This window comes from Streptomyces sp. NPDC005070 (assembly GCF_053600395.1).
On record NZ_JBSFZS010000099.1, the window covers coordinates 1 to 16,393 of the forward strand.

The 16,393-nt window shown below is 71.4% G+C and carries 13 protein-coding genes; 8 read left to right on the forward strand and 5 right to left on the reverse strand.

Annotated features, from left to right (window positions below; translation table 11 throughout):
- Positions 1 to 157: 157 nt before the first annotated feature.
- Positions 158 to 421: a GlsB/YeaQ/YmgE family stress response membrane protein gene (locus ACWEBX_RS27810; protein ID WP_451887536.1), complete on the reverse strand. Its 264-nt coding sequence runs from the start codon at positions 419 to 421 to the stop codon at positions 158 to 160.
- Positions 422 to 675: 254 nt separating this feature from the next.
- On the opposite strand from ACWEBX_RS27810, the gene ACWEBX_RS27815 reads away from it, so the two are divergent.
- Positions 676 to 2,121, forward strand: coding sequence for a hydrolase (locus ACWEBX_RS27815; protein ID WP_451887537.1), 1,446 nt, complete (start codon positions 676 to 678; stop codon positions 2,119 to 2,121).
- Between the two features lie 55 nt (positions 2,122 to 2,176).
- Here the strand turns inward: ACWEBX_RS27815 and ACWEBX_RS27820 are convergent, their stop codons facing one another.
- Both ACWEBX_RS27820 and ACWEBX_RS27825 read right to left on the reverse strand, forming a co-directional pair.
- The gene (locus ACWEBX_RS27820; RefSeq protein WP_451887538.1) at positions 2,177 to 4,903 is read right to left on the reverse strand and encodes a glycosyl hydrolase 2 galactose-binding domain-containing protein; all 2,727 of its coding nucleotides are present in this window, start codon (positions 4,901 to 4,903) and stop codon (positions 2,177 to 2,179) included.
- A gap of 223 nt (positions 4,904 to 5,126) precedes the next feature.
- On the reverse strand, positions 5,127 to 6,308 hold the full coding sequence (locus ACWEBX_RS27825) for an ROK family transcriptional regulator (protein WP_451887539.1): 1,182 nt from the start codon (positions 6,306 to 6,308) through the stop codon (positions 5,127 to 5,129).
- Between the two features lie 262 nt (positions 6,309 to 6,570).
- On the opposite strand from ACWEBX_RS27825, the gene ACWEBX_RS27830 reads away from it, so the two are divergent.
- Positions 6,571 to 8,025 (forward strand): APC family permease, encoded by a 1,455-nt coding sequence (locus ACWEBX_RS27830; RefSeq protein WP_451887540.1) that lies wholly within the window; start codon positions 6,571 to 6,573, stop codon positions 8,023 to 8,025.
- Between the two features lie 181 nt (positions 8,026 to 8,206).
- On the opposite strand, the gene ACWEBX_RS27835 is transcribed toward ACWEBX_RS27830, so the two are convergent.
- Positions 8,207 to 8,776: a GNAT family N-acetyltransferase gene (locus tag ACWEBX_RS27835; protein WP_451887541.1), complete on the reverse strand. Its 570-nt coding sequence runs from the start codon at positions 8,774 to 8,776 to the stop codon at positions 8,207 to 8,209.
- A 158-nt stretch (positions 8,777 to 8,934) separates the two neighbouring features.
- Between ACWEBX_RS27835 and ACWEBX_RS27840 the strand changes: the two genes are divergently transcribed.
- A complete protein-coding gene (locus tag ACWEBX_RS27840; protein ID WP_451887542.1) occupies positions 8,935 to 10,470 on the forward strand; it encodes an AMP-binding protein in 1,536 nt (511 codons plus the stop codon).
- 36 nt (positions 10,471 to 10,506) lie between these two features.
- Here the strand turns inward: ACWEBX_RS27840 and ACWEBX_RS27845 are convergent, their stop codons facing one another.
- Entirely contained in the window at positions 10,507 to 11,109 is a 603-nt protein-coding gene (locus ACWEBX_RS27845) for a TetR/AcrR family transcriptional regulator (protein WP_451887543.1), read from the reverse strand.
- Between the two features lie 173 nt (positions 11,110 to 11,282).
- Here ACWEBX_RS27845 and ACWEBX_RS27850 point away from each other — a divergent pair, with 173 nt between their 5' ends.
- The 5 genes from ACWEBX_RS27850 to ACWEBX_RS27870 all read left to right on the forward strand — a co-directional run bounded on the left by ACWEBX_RS27850 (position 11,283) and on the right by ACWEBX_RS27870 (position 16,385).
- Positions 11,283 to 12,095 (forward strand): MBL fold metallo-hydrolase, encoded by an 813-nt coding sequence (locus ACWEBX_RS27850; protein ID WP_451887544.1) that lies wholly within the window; start codon positions 11,283 to 11,285, stop codon positions 12,093 to 12,095.
- Positions 12,096 to 12,254: 159 nt separating this feature from the next.
- Complete coding sequence (locus tag ACWEBX_RS27855) at positions 12,255 to 13,580, forward strand: NAD(P)/FAD-dependent oxidoreductase (protein ID WP_451887545.1); 1,326 nt, start codon at positions 12,255 to 12,257, stop codon at positions 13,578 to 13,580.
- Entirely contained in the window at positions 13,577 to 14,308 is a 732-nt protein-coding gene (locus ACWEBX_RS27860; RefSeq protein WP_451887546.1) for a DUF1365 domain-containing protein, read from the forward strand. The genes ACWEBX_RS27855 and ACWEBX_RS27860 overlap by 4 nt, the downstream gene beginning before the upstream one ends.
- A complete protein-coding gene (locus ACWEBX_RS27865) occupies positions 14,305 to 15,582 on the forward strand; it encodes a class I SAM-dependent methyltransferase (protein WP_451887547.1) in 1,278 nt (425 codons plus the stop codon). Before ACWEBX_RS27860 ends, ACWEBX_RS27865 begins: the two co-directional genes overlap by 4 nt.
- Positions 15,579 to 16,385, forward strand: coding sequence for a DUF1295 domain-containing protein (locus ACWEBX_RS27870; RefSeq protein WP_451887548.1), 807 nt, complete (start codon positions 15,579 to 15,581; stop codon positions 16,383 to 16,385). The genes ACWEBX_RS27865 and ACWEBX_RS27870 overlap by 4 nt, the downstream gene beginning before the upstream one ends.
- The last annotated feature ends 8 nt before the right edge of the window (positions 16,386 to 16,393 follow it).

Consider the following 16,393-nt stretch of genomic DNA (forward strand, 5'->3'; position numbering starts at 1 on the left):
GAGCAGGCGAAGCCCGCAGAAGGTAGCCCTGCGGGCACCTGCTCCGCAACGCAATTCCCCGCGTGGCGCCCCGCAGGTCGTCAGGGCCCGCGTCGCCCGCCCCGCGGGTCGCCGGCATCCCGCGCGGCCCCGCCCCGCAGCCCTCCGAGCCGGACGCTCAGCGGCGTGACCTCGATCGGTCCAGTGCCGCGACGCCGAACGCGGCCAGGCCTATCTGGATGAGCCACTCGATCCAGTCGACGCCCTTGGTGTCGGCGACGCCGAACGCGGCGGCGATCCCCGACCCGATGAACGCGGCCACGATGCCTACCACGATCGTCCACAGGACGCCGATGCGCTGGCGGCCGGGCACGACGAGCCGGCCCAGTACACCGATGACGATGCCGATGACGACGGCACTGATGACGCCCGAGATCTCCATCTCAGCCCCTCCTGGTCGGTCCCCCGCAGTTATGTATCTGCCCGCATCGGGCGCGGCCAGTCCGCCGCCGCGCAGGTGCCCGCGGTGAACCCGCCGCAGGGCCCGCGGCGCACCCCGTCCGCCCCCTGGGCAACTCACGTTTGGACATGTACCGTTCAATAATCTGTTGAACGGGAGACAGTCAACTTCCGTTCTACGCGCGCAGACTTGGCGCCCGCACCGCCTCTCCCCCCTCGTTACCGGAGGTTCGTCGGATGCTCGGATTCAGGAAGTCCCGCCACAGACTCACCACCGCCCTGGGGCTGTTCGGACTGCTCGTCACAGGTGCCGCGCTCCAGGCGGCCACCGCTGTTCCCGCCCACGCGGCCACCCCCCACCGCGTCCTGTTCGACAACGGCCACGCCGAGACCGCGGGCAACGCCGACTGGATCATCTCCACCAGCCAGCCCGACCCGCTCGGCCAGAACTCCAATCCGTCCTCGGAGACTTCCTGGACGGGCGCACTGTCCTCCTGGGGCGTGGCCCTGCAGAAGACCGGCAACTACAGTCTGAAGACGCTGCCTTCGAGCTCCAGCCTCACCTACGGCGGCACGGCCGCGACCGACCTGTCGAACTTCGACGAGCTGGTACTGCCCGAGCCCAACACGCTGTTCACCACGGCCGAGAAGACCGCCATCATGACGTTCGTCAAGAACGGCGGCGGCCTCTTCATGATCTCCGACCACACCGGTGCCGACCGCAACAGCGACGGCTACGACGCGGTCGAGATCTTCAGCGACCTGATGAGCAACAACAGCGTCGACAGCACCGACCCGTTCGGCTTCTCGATCGACACGCTGGACGTCGGCTCCGACTACCCGAGCGCCATCAGCGACAGCACGAACGCCATCCTGCACGGGTCGTTCGGCACCGTCACCAAGAGTCTGATCGCGGACGGGACCACGGCCACGCTCAAGCCGGCGGACAACTCGGCCGTCAAGGGCCTGGTCTACCGCACCGGTTACTCCGGGAACACCGGCGCGTTCTTCGCGACCAGCACCTTCGGCAGCGGCAAGGTCGCCTTCTGGGGTGACAGTTCACCCATCGACGACGGCACCGGCCAGTCCGGCAACACGCTGTACGACGGCTGGAACGACACCGGCGCCACCAACGCGGCACTCGCCCTGAACGCCACCGACTGGCTCGCCGGCACGAGCAGCAGCGGCGGTGGGGGCGGTGGCGGCACCTGCACGGCCGCCCAACTGCTCGCCAACCAGGGCTTCGAGTCCGGCAGTACCTCCTGGACCGCCACCAGCGGTGTCATCACCAACAGCTCAAGCGAGGCGGCCCGCACCGGCTCGTACAAGGCGTGGCTCAACGGTTACGGGTCGGCCAACACCGACACGCTGTCCCAGTCGGTGACCATCCCCTCGGGCTGCTCCGCCACCCTGAGCTTCTATCTGCACGTGGACACGGCCGAGACGACCACGACCACGGCGTACGACACCCTCAAGGCCCAGGTCCTCAACAGCAGCGGCACCGTGCTGTCGACCCTGGCCACGTACTCGAACCTGAACGCCGCGTCCGGGTACACGCAGCGCAGTTTCAGCCTGGGCTCCACCTACGCCGGGCAGACGGTCACGATCAAGTTCACCGGCGTCGAGGGCTCCACACTCCAGACCTCGTTCGTCCTCGACGACACCGCGCTCAATGTGAGCTGAGCACCCCGCAGCACGAGGGGCGGGCCCGCGACCGGGTCCGCCCCCCCGCGCCGTTCTACCGGGACCGGACCGTCCGCTCCGGCGTGTTCCACCCGGACACCCGCACCCCGGGAACGGCACCGTGCAGATCGGCCGTCCGGAACGTCGCCGTCAGCGTCACCGACTCGCCCGGCCACAGGCTCACCTCGTTGTCCGACCAACGCACCGGCAGTACCGGCCGGCCCCCGGCGTCCACGAGGTGTGCGTCCGTGAGGAGGGACGGTGTCGCCCCGGTCCCGTCGTTGCGCAGGGTGACCTTCGTCGTGGAGGTCCCGCCGGGACCGGTGGAGGTCGACACGGAGGCCGACACCGGCACCTTCGCCATGGAGTCGAGCCCCCTCAGGTCCGCGTAGCTCGTCGTCGGGGTGTGGTACCAGTCCGTGTTCGCCCAGTCGAGGGTGTCCGGCCGCGTCGACAGCCAGTACACGTTCCGGCCGATCTCCCTGCCCCCGGCGTCGCGCAGGACCAGCCGCGCCAGATAGGTCGTCGCGAGACCCTTCACCGAGGAAGGGACCGTCAGGGCGGTGACACGCGCCCCGTCGCCGCGCGCGGTGAGACCGGTCGCCGTGCGGTCGTACCGCTGGGTGCCGTCCGGGTCGAAGAGCGTGACGCGGGCCGTGAGACCGGAAACGGGCGTGTGCCGGTTGTTCATGACGACGACGGAACGGTCGTCGTACGAGTACTGCACGTGCAGGGGCTCGTTGGCCTTCTTCGCGCCGAAGTAGGCCCCGCCCTGGTCGAGATAACGGTCCATCAACTGCCAGTGCAGCGAAGTCCATCCACTGTTGAGCATCCAGTGCACGACCCCGGTCGAGGGCTTCGTCGCATCGGTCGCGTTGCGTCCGTACGCCTCGAACTGCGCCCGCACGGCCTCGTACTGGGCGAGCTGCGCCTTGCGCACGTAGTCGGTGAGTCCGGTCGGCGGGCCGTAGCGGCCGGCGAGGGCGGCGTCGTAGATCTTGAGTGTGCCGAACACCGGGGACGGCGAGCGGTGGTACTGCCGGACGTCCGGGTCTTTCCAGAGGGTGTCCAGTTCGGCGGGCGACATCATGCGGCGCAGGGTGTCGAGGGTGGGGATGTCGGGGCCCGCCCCGGTCTCGGAATTGAAGCCGGTGGCGCCGCCCTCGCGCTTGGCGTACCAGTAGCCCGGCGGGACCCAGTCGTAGGGCCCGGTCATCTTCATGCCCGAACGGCCGGACACGGGGGCGGAGTTGTCGGAGGCGGCGGCGATCACCGGGGTCGGCCAGTCGGCCGCCTTCAGCGCGTCGAGGTAGGTCTTCTCGATCCTGGCGTCCGGTGCGAAGTCGCTGCCGATGAGGAAGGAGACGACGCTCGGGTGGTCGCGCAGCCGGGCGGCCTCGGCGGCCATCGACGCCCGGGCGACGGGGTAGTCGGCGTCGGTCCACCGGTCGCCGGTCTCACCGCCGTTGACCTGCCCCTCCCACTTGTCGCAGCATTCCCAGCCGGGCAGGGTGAGGATGCCGTAGCGGTCGGCGAGGTCGAAGAACTCGTCGGGCTCGATGTGCCCTTCCAGGCGTACGGTGTTGAGGCCCAGGTCGAGCACGTACCTCAGCCGGTCCTCGACGTAGCCGCGGTCCCAGCGCAGGAACTCGTCCGGGGACCAGCCGCCGCCCTTGATGAGCAGCCTGCGGCCGTTGACGCTGTACTGCCGGGCGCCGTCGGAGTTCAGGGGCGCCTTCACCTCGCGGACGCCGAAGGTCTCGTGGGCGGTGTCGGAGGCGGCGCCCGCGACGGAGGCGGAAAGATCGAGCCCGTACAACGGCTGGCCGCCCATGCCCGCGGGCCACCACACCTTCGGTGACCTCAGGCGCAGTCCTGCGACCTCGGACGGTGAGAACGTGACGGCCCTGGTCTGGTGCGGAGCGAGCGGGACCGTCTTCGAGAAGGACACGGAGCCGATGCGGCCGGACACCGTGGCCGTCACGGCCGAGCCGGTCTCGTTGCGGGCCCGCGCCCTGACCGTGAGATCGGCGGTGCGGAGCGAGGGGACGTCGAGCCGGGTCAGCACATGCGCGTCGCGCAGGGCGACCGGGCCGCCACGGCGGACGAGGACGTCACGGACGATCCCCATGTTCTGGTCGGGCGGCGGCTGGAGCCAGTCGATCCAGCCCATCGTCAGGTTCTTGTTCGGATCGTTGGGCCTGATACGGAAGGCGACCGTGTTGGTGCCGGCGCGCACCAGCGAGGTGATGTCCAGCTCGTGGTGCGTGTAGGCACCGGCGACCTGGCCGGCGTCGGCCACCCGGTGGCCGTTGACGTATACGTCCGCCGCCGAGATCACCCCGCTGAAGTCCAGATGGGTGCGCTCGGACGTGTCGGTGACGGTGAAGTCCGAGCGGTACCACCAGGGAACGGTGAAGTCGGACTTCGGGATGTTCCTCAGGTTCGTCGAGTAGAACGGGTCCGCGTACTTTCCGTTCGCGAGCAGGGCCGCGAGAACCGTGGAACGCGGGCCCGCCGGGTACCAGCCGCTCGCCCGGTAGCCGGGACTGGAGACGGCCGACGCCGGGTCCGGGACCTCGGCGGTGGACTGGATCGCGTACCCCGACAACGCCGTGGCACTGCCCGGCGCGGAGGCCACCGCCGTGGCGGGGAGGCGGGGTGCGGCGGCCGTTCCGGGGTCGGGCCCGTCGGCCCAGGCGCTCGCCGAGAGGGTGCACAGCAGGCCCAGGGCGACGGCGGCCGTGGCGAGGCGCGGCCGGGAGGCAGGGCGGTGGAACACGGTGATCTCCTTGGGGGGTGGGGGAGCATCCGCGCTTCGTACTTCAAGTTAGGAAACTTTACTAACTGGGGTCCACAAGCTAGGCCGGTGAGCAATCCATGTCAATCACCGGCCGCACCGGTGTCACCGTCCGCACGGGCGTCACCGGACGCGCGGGCATCGTCGGCCGCGCCGGCCCGGCGACGCCGAGCCCGGCCGCCGCGGTGCGGCGGACGCCTCCGGTTCAGGGGGCCGACCTGCGCTCGAACACCACATCGCGTGCCGTCCCCAGCGCCGTGGCCACCGCGCCGAGCAGGACCGCGTCCTCGCCCAGACGGCCGGGGGCGATCCTCGGGCGCAGCGGTGTGAGCGTCCGCAGCGTCTCGCGTACGGGCCGCAGCAGCAGGTCGACACTGTGGCCGACCCCGCCGCCCAGGACGACCAGGTCGGGATCGAGCACCGCCGTCGCGGCGGCCACCGTGTGCGCGATCCGCTCGCCCTCCAGCCGGACCGCCTCGACGGCCGGGCCGTGCCCCTCCCGCGCCGCGTCGAAGACGGCCTTGGCGGTGAGCTGTCCGGTCATCCCGAAGTGCCGCGCGGCTTCCACGACCGCCTCGCCGGACACCGCGTCCTCCAGGGTCTCGGGCTTGTGCCGGCCCGGCCAGGGCAGGAAGCCGATCTCGCCGGCCCCGCCGTGCGCCCCCGTGAACAGCCGTCCCTCGCTGACGACACCCATGCCGAGGCCGGTGCCGATCATGATGTACGCGAACAGCCGGCTGCCCGCGCCGACCCCGTACGTGTACTCGCCGAGGGCCGCGAGGTTGGCGTCGTTGTGCACCTCCAGCGGGATGCCCAGCTCCTCGCGCATCCGGTCGAACAGGCCCGCCCGGCCCCACCCGGGCAGATGCATCGCGTACCGCACGCGGCGCTGCTTCTCGTCGTACACGCCCGGGGTGCCCACCACCGCGTGCGCCACCTCGTGCGCGCCGACACCGGAGTTGGCGACGACCTGATGGGCCGTGGACACCACGAGGTCGGCCATGGCTCCGGAGGTGCGGGCCCGGTTGCGTACATCGGCGCGCGCGACCACCGCGCCGTCGAGATCGGCGACCGCCACGCGCAGCCAGCTACGGCCGACGTCGATGCCGAGCGCGTACCCGGCCGCGGGATCGGGGGCGTACAGGACGGCCACGCGGCCGCGCTCGGGCGCCAGCGTGCCGGCCTCGCGGACGAGTCCCGCCTCCTCCAGCGCCGCGAGCGCGCTGGACACCGTCGGCTTGGACAGCCCCGTCTCGCGGGCGAGCTGGGCGCGCGAGGCGGCACCGCCGGAGCGCAGCCGGTCGAGGAGCAGCCGCTCGTTCGTACTGCGCAGCCGACGGCGGTTCCAGGGCTGTTCGGGGTGCTCTGCGGCGTCGCTGGCGGGCATCGCACCATTCTCACTCATCGGTCACGCCCTCTTGACGCGCTTAGTAAGGCTCCTTAACTTTATCGCCCAGTCAGCCCAGTCAGCCCGGTCAGCCCCGCCGGGCGAGCCGAGGGGAGTCCGGCGTCGGCCGGTCGCCCGCGCGCCCTTGATCCCGCCGGCCCTCTCGGCGCCGACCATCACCTCGTACCTCTGCCCGTACCTCCCCCGCCCTCCCTGTGCGTCCCCCCGTACCTCTCCCCGCGTCCCGTCCTGAGGAGGATCCGTGTCCGGTACCCCGCCACCCGCCGGCGGTTTCGTGCGCCGCATCGGCCAGTTCCAGGCCACCGCCATCAACATGAGCCAGATGTGCGGTATCGGGCCGTTCGTGACGATCCCGCTGATGGTCGCCGCGTTCGGCGGTCCGCAGGCCGTCATCGGATTCGTCGCGGGCGCCCTGCTGGCGCTCGCCGACGGACTCGTGTGGGCCGAACTCGGCGCCGCGATGCCCGGTTCCGGCGGCAGTTACGTCTACCTGCGCCAGGCCTTCCAGTACCGCACCGGACGCCTGATGCCCTTCCTGTTCGTGTGGACGGCGATGCTCTTCATCCCGCTGATCATGTCCACCGGCGTGGTCGGCTTCGTCCAGTACCTCGGCTATCTGGCGCCCGACATGAGCCGGAACACCGGCGACCTCGTCGGTCTCGGCATGGTCGCCCTCGTCGTCGTCCTGCTGTGGCGCGGGATCGAGCACATCGCGCGGATCACCGCCGTCATGTGGGGCGTGATGATCACCTCGGTCCTCCTCGTGATCGTCGCCGCCGCCACCGACTTCAGCGCCGGACGCGCCTTCACCTACCCGGCGCACGCGTTCGCGCTGTCCACCAGCCACTTCTGGGTCGGCTTCGCCGCGGGTCTGACCATCGGCATCTACGACTACCTCGGCTACAACACCACCGCGTACATGGGCGCCGAGATCAAAGACCCCGGCCGCGTTCTGCCCCGCTCGATCATCTATTCGATCCTCGGCATCATGGCGATCTACCTGCTGCTCCAGATCGGCACGCTCGGAGTCATCGACTGGCAGCGGATGACGGACCCCGGCGACATCGCCTCCACCTCGGTGGCCTCGGCGGTCATGGAGGAGACCTGGGGCAAGGGCGCCGCCGACACGGTCACCGTCCTCATCCTGATCACGGCGTTCGCCTCGGTCTTCACCGGGCTGCTCGGAGGCTCGCGCGTGCCCTACGACGCGGCCCGCGAGCGCGTGTTCTTCCGCCCCTACGCCAAGCTGCACCCCAGGCACCGCTTCCCCATGCTGGGTCTGGCCACCATGGGTGTCATCACCGCGATCGGGTTCCTGATCGGCCGGCACACCGACCTCGCCACCCTCATCCAGCTCCTGACCACGGTCATGGTGATCGTCCAGGCGCTGGCCCAGATCGTCGCCCTGTCGGTGCTGCGCAGGCGGCAGCCGGGGCTGCGCCGCCCGTACCGGATGTGGCTCTACCCGGTGCCGAGTCTCCTCGCCCTCGTCGGGTGGCTCACCATCTACGGCTACGCGGACAAGAACTCCCCGGGCCGTCACCCCATCGAGTGGTCGCTGGCCTGGCTCGCCCTCGGCCTGGTCGCCTTCGTCGTCTGGGCCCGGCTGGAGAAGGTGTGGCCGTTCGGCCCGAAGGAGGTCACCGAGGAGTACCTGACGGTGCCGGCGACGGAGGCGGAGCCCGCGGGGGCCTGAGGCCGGCGCGGCGGCGGGGCGCCCGGGATGTGCGAACGCCGGGCGCCCGGGGACGCGCGATCCCGGCACGCCCGGGTCGTGCGGTCCCGGCGGCGCCCCGGGATCCGAGAAGCCGCGGCGCCTCGGATGTGCGCTGCCCTGGCGCCCGCCGCCATCGGCAGCCGCGGGGTCGGGCGCCTCGTCAGAGGCGCGGGCCGGTTCCTTCGAGATGGTTCCAGGTCCGCAGCACGACGTCCCGGCCCTTCGCCGCACGGACCACGGGCTCGTCGTCGGTGAGGACGAAACCCGTCGCCCTGGCGACCGCCTCGCTCGCGGTGTTCCCGTCCTCGATGCACAGCACGACGCGCCGGCCGCCGACGCGACGGTGGGCGAAGTCCACGACGAGCCGGACCGCGCGGGTCGCGAGCCCCCGGCCCCGGTAGGCGGCCCCCACGCCGTAGGCCAGCTCGACGTCACGGTCGTCGGCCGTGCCGGGGAACAGCAGGATCTCACCCCGGGGCCGCTCGCCGTCCGTGGTGATGGCGAGCTGCACCCCCCGCCTCTCGGCCGCCTTCTGCTCGGCCGCCGCGAGGTAGGCGAGCGCCGCCTCGGTGTCGAAGGGGGAGACGACCGGCGTCCACCGGTCGATCTCGGGATCGTCGTAGAGCGCGACGAGATCCGCCGCGTCGTCGTCTGACCACTCGCGCAGATGCAGCCCCAGCCCGCCGATGCGCAGGGGGCGGGGAAGGTCGAACGTCGGTCGGCTGTCCATCGGACGATCGTGACGTGCCGGGCAGGTGGAGGCCAAGGATGCCAGGGCACGCACAAGGGTCCGGACATCACCGTGGGTATCCGTTCGCGGGTTCTCCGGATGCGCGGGGGCGGAGCCAGGATAGAAAGGGGGCATCGTCCGATCTTCGGGAGGCCGTGATGCTCGTCCCCTTCGGAGCACTTGATTTCCTGGACCGCGCCGTCACCGTGTACGGCGACCGCCTCGGCGTCGTCGACGAACCCGACCAGCCGGCCGAGCCCTGGGAGGGGCTGACCTACCGGCGCGTCGGCGAACTGGCAGTGGCCCAGGCCGCCGGGCTCGACGCGCTGGGCGTCCCGCACGGCGCGCGCGTGGCCGTCGTGTCGCCCAACAGCGCCCGGCTGCTCACGTCCTTCTTCGGTGTCAGCGGCCACGGCCGGGTCCTCGTACCGGTCAACTTCCGCCTGACGGCCGACGAGGTGAGCTACATCGTCGAGCACTCCGGCGCGAGCGTCCTGCTCGTCGACCCCGAACTGGCCGACCGCTTCGCCGGGGTCGGCTGCAAGCACCGCTTCACGCTCGGCGCCGCCGCGGACACCGAGCTGTACCGCTTCGGCACCGAACCCCGCCCCTGGGAGGCGGACGAGAACGCCACCGCGACGATCAACTACACCAGCGGCACGACGGCCCGGCCCAAGGGTGTGCAGATCACCCACCGCAACATCTGGGTCAACGCCACGACCTTCGCGCTGCACGCCGGCATCACCGACCGTGATGTGTATCTGCACACCCTGCCCATGTTCCACGCGAACGGCTGGGGGATGCCCTTCGCGATGGCGGGCCTCGGCGTCCGGCAGATCGCGCTGCGCAAGGTCGACGGCGCGGAGATCCTGCGCCGGGTCGCCGAGCACGGCGTGACGGTGATGTGCGCGGCCCCGGCCGTCGTCAACGCCGTACTGGCCGCCGCCGAGTCCTGGGAGGGCGAGATTCCCGGCCGCGACCGGGTCCGTATCATCGTCGCCGGCGCGCCGCCGCCCACGAAGACCGTCGCGCGGGTCGAATCCCTGCTGGGCTGGGAGTTCATCCAGATCTACGGCCTCACCGAGACCTCACCCCTGCTCACCGTCAACCGCACCCGCGCCGAATGGGACGACCTCGACCCCCGGGCCCGCGCCGAGAAACTGGTGCGCGCCGGTGCCCCCGCCCTGGGCGTGACCCTGCGCACCGCCGCCGACGGCGAGATCCTCGCGCGCTCCAACGTCGTGCTGGAGGGCTACTGGGAGCAGCCCGCGGAGACCGAACGGGCGCTTGCCGACGGCTGGTTCCACACCGGCGACGGCGGATCCATCGGCGAGGACGGCTATCTGACGATCAGTGACCGCAAGAAGGACGTGATCATCACGGGTGGTGAGAACGTGTCCTCGATCGAGGTGGAGGACGCGCTCTTCAGTCATCCGTCGGTCGCCGAGGTCGCGGTCATCGGCGTGCCGCACGAGAAGTGGGGCGAGACCGTCAAGGCCCTGGTGGTCCTCGCTCCGGACACGGAGGCCACGGAGGGCGAACTGATCCAGTACTGCAAGGAGCGCCTCGCCGGGTACAAGGCGCCGACCTCGGTCGAGTTCCGGGACGTCCTGGCCCGGACGGCCACCGGCAAGCTCCAGAAGTACAAGCTGCGCGAGCCGTACTGGGAAGGACACGAACGGCACGTCAACTGAACGTGTTCGCAGACGACTTCTCCCGGCGGTGGGCCTTCAGGGGGCGGCGAGAAGGCGGGCGATGGCGCGGCGTGCGCGGGCCGGTGCCGCTGGGTCGCGGTACAGCTTGATCGACTGGCCGGCCGCGAGGATCACGCCGCCCAGCTCGAAGGCGAGCTGGTCCACGTCGGTGTCCTCGGGGAGCCGGCCGGTAGCGACCGCCGTGGCCAGTTCCCCCTTGACGTACGCCGTCCACGTGCCCAGCGCGACCAGGACCGCGTCGCGGACCGGGCCGGGGCGGCCGTCGAACTCGCCGGCCACCGAGGTGAGGAAGCAGCCGCCGTGCCCCTCGCCCTCGGCCATGTAGGCGATCCACTCGTCGTAGGTGCGGCTCAGCCGTTCCGTGCCGGGCCGGGCCCCGACGGCACGCGCCGGCACCCGCCGGGTGAACCGCTCGACGGCCGCGTCCAGCACCGCGAGCTGGAGCGCCCCCTTGCTGCCGAAGTGACCGATCACGCCGGCTTTGCTCATCGCCAGATCGGTGGCGAGCCGCCCGATGGTGAGACCTTCGAGGCCCTCGGTGGAGGCCAGCGCCAGGGCGCTCTCGATGATCCGGTCGCGGGTGACGGCGGTTTCGGCGACGGACTTGCGCGGGCTCATGCGACCAGCTTAACCTGACGACCGTTCGTTAATAGCGTACGAACGTTCGTTATCTAAGTGGGCGTGCGGTACGGCCGCTTTCTGCGGCCGTGCGGCTCCGCGCCGCTGTCGGCGGCGTCCGAGCGCGCCCGCCGACGTCAGGGAGCGTCCCAGGGCGCCCGAAAGGACTCATCGTGAAGATCCACCACCTGAACTGCGGTTCCCTGCGCACGATCGACACCGAGGAGGGGAGCCTGCCGGCCGTGTGTCACTGCCTCCTCGTCGAGACCGACCGCGACGGTCTCGTCCTGGTCGACAGCGGCATCGGCACGGCCGATGTGGCCCGGCCGGAGGAGAGCCTCGGCGCCGACTTCCTCGGCCGGGCCCAGCCCGCCCTGGACCTCGCGGAGACCGCTCTGCACCAGGTCCGCGCCCTCGGTTTCCGGCCCGAGGACGTACGGCACGTCGTGCTCAGCCATCTCGACGTCGACCATGCCGGCGGCCTTCCCGACTTCCCCTGGGCCAAGGTTCATCTGAGCGAGGCCGAGCATCGCGCGGCCATGGCGGCACCCGGCGCCCACCCCGAGGACCGCGTCCGCTACCGCCCGTCCCAGTGGTCGCACCGACCGCACTGGGTCACCTACGCGCAACCCGCGGGGGACCCCTGGTTCGGCTTCGACGCGGTCCGGCCGCTGGAGGGCCTGGACGCGGAGATCCTGCTCATCCCGCTCGGCGGGCACACCCAGGGGCACAGCGCGATAGCCGTCGAGGACTCCGGGCGATGGCTCCTGCAGTGCGGTGACGCCTACTACTTCCATCGCGAGATCGACCCCGACCGTCCCGTGGGCCACCCGGGTCTCGACCTCCTCCAGACGATCGCCGAGGTGGACCGGCCCCTGCGGCTCGCCAACCACGCGCGGCTGCGCGAACTGGTCCGCCTGCACGGCGACGAGGTCGACGTCTTCAGTGCCCACGACCCCTGGGAACTGGCGCGGTACACCGGCTGAGCGTGAGGGTCTCCCGCGCCGCGGCCGGAACGTCTCCCGCACCGCGATCAAGCGGCTCCCGCCTGTTTCACGGAAGATCGCGTCCGGGCCAATCCGTTCGGGCCTCTGCTTCGGAATACCCCCGAGGGCTCCGACCGGGAGCCGGGCGGGAGGAAACCCATGAGGCAGGGGTCAGCGGACGCTCCGGACGGCGACGCCCGGCGCATCGGAGAGGAACGGCTGAGAGCAGTCAGGCGTACGGCGGTGATCGGCGGGGGAGTGGCGGGGCTCACCGCCGCCTACGTGCTCAGCCGTGAGCGGCCCGTCGCCCTCTACGAAGCGGACGACCGCCTCGGCGGGCATGCCCACACCCACGACCTGACCTCGTCCGACGGACGCCTGCACCGCGTCGACTCGGGCTTCATCGTGCACAACCACCGCACCTACCCCCACCTCCTGCGGCTGTTCGCCGAACTCGGCGTCGCCACCCAGGAGTCCGAGATGAGCATGTCGGTGCGGTGCGAGGGATGCGGCCTCCAGTACGCCGGAGCGCGGGGTCCCGCCGGTCTGTTCGCCCGGCCTCGCAGCGCGCTGCGCGGTCCCTACCTGCGGATGCTCACCGAAGTGCCGGCCTTCCACCGCGCCGCCCGCCGCCTGCTGGCCGAGGGCGGCGAAGAGGCCCTCACGCTGGGCGAGTTCATCATCCGGCAGGGCTTCTCGCCCTATTTCACCCGGCACTTCATGACCCCGCTCGTCTCCGCCGTCTGGTCCTGCGACGCCGCCACGGCCCGCCGCTACCCGGCCGCCTATCTGTTCCGCTTCATGGACCACCACGGCATGCTCTCGGTGGGCGGCTCGCCGCTCTGGCGCACGGTCACCGGAGGCTCGCGCTCCTACGTCGACCGGCTGGCCAAGGAACTCGACGCGGTGCACGCCTCCACCCCCGTCCGGGCCGTACGCCGCCACGCCGACGGAGTGGACATCACCACCGAGGACGGCACCACCGCCTCGTACGGATCCGTCGTCATCGCGGTGCATCCCGGCCAGGCCCTGCGGCTGCTCGCCGACGCCACCCCGCTGGAGCGCGAGGTGCTCGGGACGTTCCGCTACTCCCGCAACACCACCCTTCTCCACACCGACACCTCGCTCCTGCCGAGCGCCCGCGGAGCACGGGCCTCCTGGAACTACCTGATGCCCGACTGCGACACCGACGCGGACCGGGTCCGGGTCAGCTACGACATGAACCGACTGCAACGGCTGGACGCGTCCGAGACGTTCGTCGTCACCCTCGGCGGCGAGGACCGGGTCGACTCGGCCCGGGTCCTGGCCCGCATGGAGTACGAACACCCCGTCTACACACCCGAGTCCGTCGCCGCCCAGCGCCGACTCCCGTCCCTGAACAGCCCGGTGACCGCGTACGCCGGGGCCTACCACGGCTGGGGCTTCCACGAGGACGGCTGCCGGTCCGGCGTCGCGGCGGCCGAGGCCCTGGGGGTGACCTGGTGACCGGCGTCCCCGCCCTCTACCCCTGCACGGTCGCGCACGTACGGACCGCGCCCACCCGGTACGCGCTCCGCCACCGGACGTACATGTGGCTGACCGACCCCGACCGGCCGCCCGAACTTGCCTACCCACTGCGTCCGTTGGCCCGCTTCGACCCCCGCGACCACTTCGACGGCGACCAGCCCAGCATCCGGGCCGGCCTCGACCGGTTCCTCGCCTCGCACGGCGTCGACCTGCGCGGCGGACCGGTGCTCATGCTCAGCCACGCACGCGTCCTCGGCCATGTCTTCAACCCGCTGACCCTGTACTGGTGTCACGACCCCGACGGCACCGCCCGCTGCGTCGTCGCCGAGGTCCACAACACCTACGGCGAACGGCACTCCTATCTGCTGCGCCCCGACGACAGCGGTACAGCGCGGACCCGCAAGGAGTTCTACGTGTCGCCGTTCTTCCCCGTCGACGGCGCCTACCGGATGCGGCTGCCCGAGCCCGGCGGCAGGCTCGACCTGACGGTGCATCTGGAACGCCTGGGCACCCGGCCCTTCACCGCCACCGTACGCGGAACGCGGCAGACCGCGACCGTCGGCGCACTCCTGCGCCAGGCGCTGCGCCACCCCTGGTCCACCGTCGCCGTGTCCGCCGCCATCCGGCTGCACGGCATCCGCCTCTACCTGCGCGGACTGCCCGTCCAGCCCCGCACCCCGCAACGAACCCAGGAGAACGCGAAATGAGGACAGCCGAGTCCTGCCCCGTCGAGGCTCCCCGACAGGACACCGACCCGCTGCGCTGGCCGGACGTGGTGACCCGGCCGCCGTCGTCGCGGGCCCGCACGGCCGTCACCCGCGCGCTGGTGCGCCGCGCGCTCGAACGACTGCCGCTCCAGGCGCGGTTCGCCGACGGCACCCGGGCCGGCCTCGGCGGCCCCGTCATCGAGATCCACGACCCGGCCGCCTTCCACGGTCGCATCGGCGACCAAGGCCTCGTCGGCTTCGGCGAGTCCTACATGGCGGGGGAGTGGGACGCGCCGGACCTGGTCGCCGTGCTCACCGTCCTCGCCGGGAACGCGGCCCGGCTGATCCCGGCCCCGCTGCAGAGACTGCGCAGCCTCTGGGCGCCGCGCCGGCCGGACGTCCAGCGCAACACCCCCACGGGCGCCCGCGACAACATCAGCCGCCACTACGACCTGTCCAACGACCTGTTCGCGCTCTTCCTCGACGACACCCTCAGCTATTCGGCGGCCCTTTTCCGCGGCTTCCCCGCCTCCTGGTCCCTGCTGGCCGACGCCCAGCACCGCAAGATCGACCGGCTCCTCGACCTCGTCGAGGCGGGACCCGGCACGAGGCTCCTCGAAATCGGCACCGGCTGGGGCGAGCTGGCGATCCGTGCCGCCGCGCGCGGCGCCCGCGTCACCTCGCTCACCCTCTCCCGTGAACAACAGGCCCTGGCCCGTGAACGCGTGCGCGAGGCGGGACTGGAGGACCTGGTGAGCATCGAGCTGTGCGACTACCGCGAGGCCACCGGGACGTACGACGCCGTCGTCAGCGTCGAGATGGTCGAGGCGGTCGGCGAGGAGTTCTGGCCGGTCTACTTCGCCACTCTCGACGCGCGGCTCGCCCCCGCCGGCCGCGTCGCCCTCCAGGCGATCACCATGCCGCACGACCGCCTGCTCGCCTCCCGCGACACCTTCACCTGGATCCAGAAGTACGTCTTCCCCGGCGGGCTGCTGCCCTCCGTGGAGGCGGTGGACGAGGTGACCGGCGCCCACACCGGCCTGCGCACCACGCGCAGGGACGCCTTTGGCGCGCACTACGCGGAGACACTGCGGCTGTGGCGCGAGCGGTTCACCGAGAGGGCCGACGAGGTCGCCGCCCTCGGCTTCGACGAGACCTTCCGCCGGATGTGGACCTTCTATCTCGCCTACTCCGAAGCCGGATTCCGCTCCGGCTATCTGGACGTCCAGCAGTATCTGTTCACGAAGGACGCGAAGGAGGACCCCACGCCATGACCGGATTCCCCTGGGCGGCGTTCGCCCAGAACCTCGCTCTCGCGGCCGGCGCGGCGTTCGCCGTCATGCTGGCCACCTTCGCCGTCGCCGTACGCCGGGGCCTGCACCGGATCGTGGACGTCGCCTGGGGGATCGGCTTCACCGCGGTGGCCCTCGTCACCTTCCTGGCGTCCGCCGGTGAGGGCGACGAGGCCCGCCGCGTGCTCGTCACCGTCCTCACCTCGGTGTGGGGACTGCGGCTGGCCGCGCACATCGCGCGCCGCGGGCGGGGACACGGCGAGGACCCGCGCTACGAGGCCCTGCTGGCCAAGGCGCCCGGCAGCCGTGACCTCTACGCCCTGCGCATGGTGTACCTCCTGCAAGGGGCTCTGGTGTGGCTGGTGTCGCTGCCCGTGCAGGCCGCGCAGTACGTTCCGGGGCCGCTCACGGGCTTGGCCTGGGCGGGCACCGCGGTGTGGGCCTTCGGGCTGTTCTTCGAGGCGGTCGGCGACGCCCAGCTCGCCCGCTTCAAGGCCGATCCGGCGAACCGCGGGCGCGTCATGGACCGTGGTCTGTGGAGCTGGACCCGGCACCCCAACTACTTCGGCGACTTCTGCGTCTGGTGGGGCCTGTTCCTGCTCGCCTGCGACAGCCCGCAGTCGGCCGCCGTGGCGCTGGTGTCGCCGCTGGTGATGAGCTACCTGCTGATCAACGGCAGCGGGAAACCGATGCTGGAGCGCCACATGACGGGGCGCCCGGGTTTCGCCGAGTACGCGGCGCGCACGAGCGGCTTCTTTCCGCTGCCGCCACGACCGCGCCGCTGACCGGCCCG

What these genes read in the sequence shown, in the direction of transcription:
- ACWEBX_RS27810 (WP_451887536.1), bottom strand. Translation starts at nt 421, where the DNA reads ATGGAGATCTCGGGCGTCATCAGTGCCGTCGTCATCGGCATCGTCATC.
- ACWEBX_RS27815 (WP_451887537.1), top strand. Translation starts at nt 676, where the DNA reads ATGCTCGGATTCAGGAAGTCCCGCCACAGACTCACCACCGCCCTGGGG.
- ACWEBX_RS27825 (WP_451887539.1), bottom strand. Translation starts at nt 6,308, where the DNA reads ATGCCCGCCAGCGACGCCGCAGAGCACCCCGAACAGCCCTGGAACCGC.
- ACWEBX_RS27835 (WP_451887541.1), bottom strand. Translation starts at nt 8,776, where the DNA reads ATGGACAGCCGACCGACGTTCGACCTTCCCCGCCCCCTGCGCATCGGC.
- ACWEBX_RS27840 (WP_451887542.1), top strand. Translation starts at nt 8,935, where the DNA reads ATGCTCGTCCCCTTCGGAGCACTTGATTTCCTGGACCGCGCCGTCACC.
- ACWEBX_RS27845 (WP_451887543.1), bottom strand. Translation starts at nt 11,109, where the DNA reads ATGAGCCCGCGCAAGTCCGTCGCCGAAACCGCCGTCACCCGCGACCGG.
- ACWEBX_RS27855 (WP_451887545.1), top strand. Translation starts at nt 12,255, where the DNA reads ATGAGGCAGGGGTCAGCGGACGCTCCGGACGGCGACGCCCGGCGCATC.
- ACWEBX_RS27865 (WP_451887547.1), top strand. Translation starts at nt 14,305, where the DNA reads ATGAGGACAGCCGAGTCCTGCCCCGTCGAGGCTCCCCGACAGGACACC.
- ACWEBX_RS27870 (WP_451887548.1), top strand. Translation starts at nt 15,579, where the DNA reads ATGACCGGATTCCCCTGGGCGGCGTTCGCCCAGAACCTCGCTCTCGCG.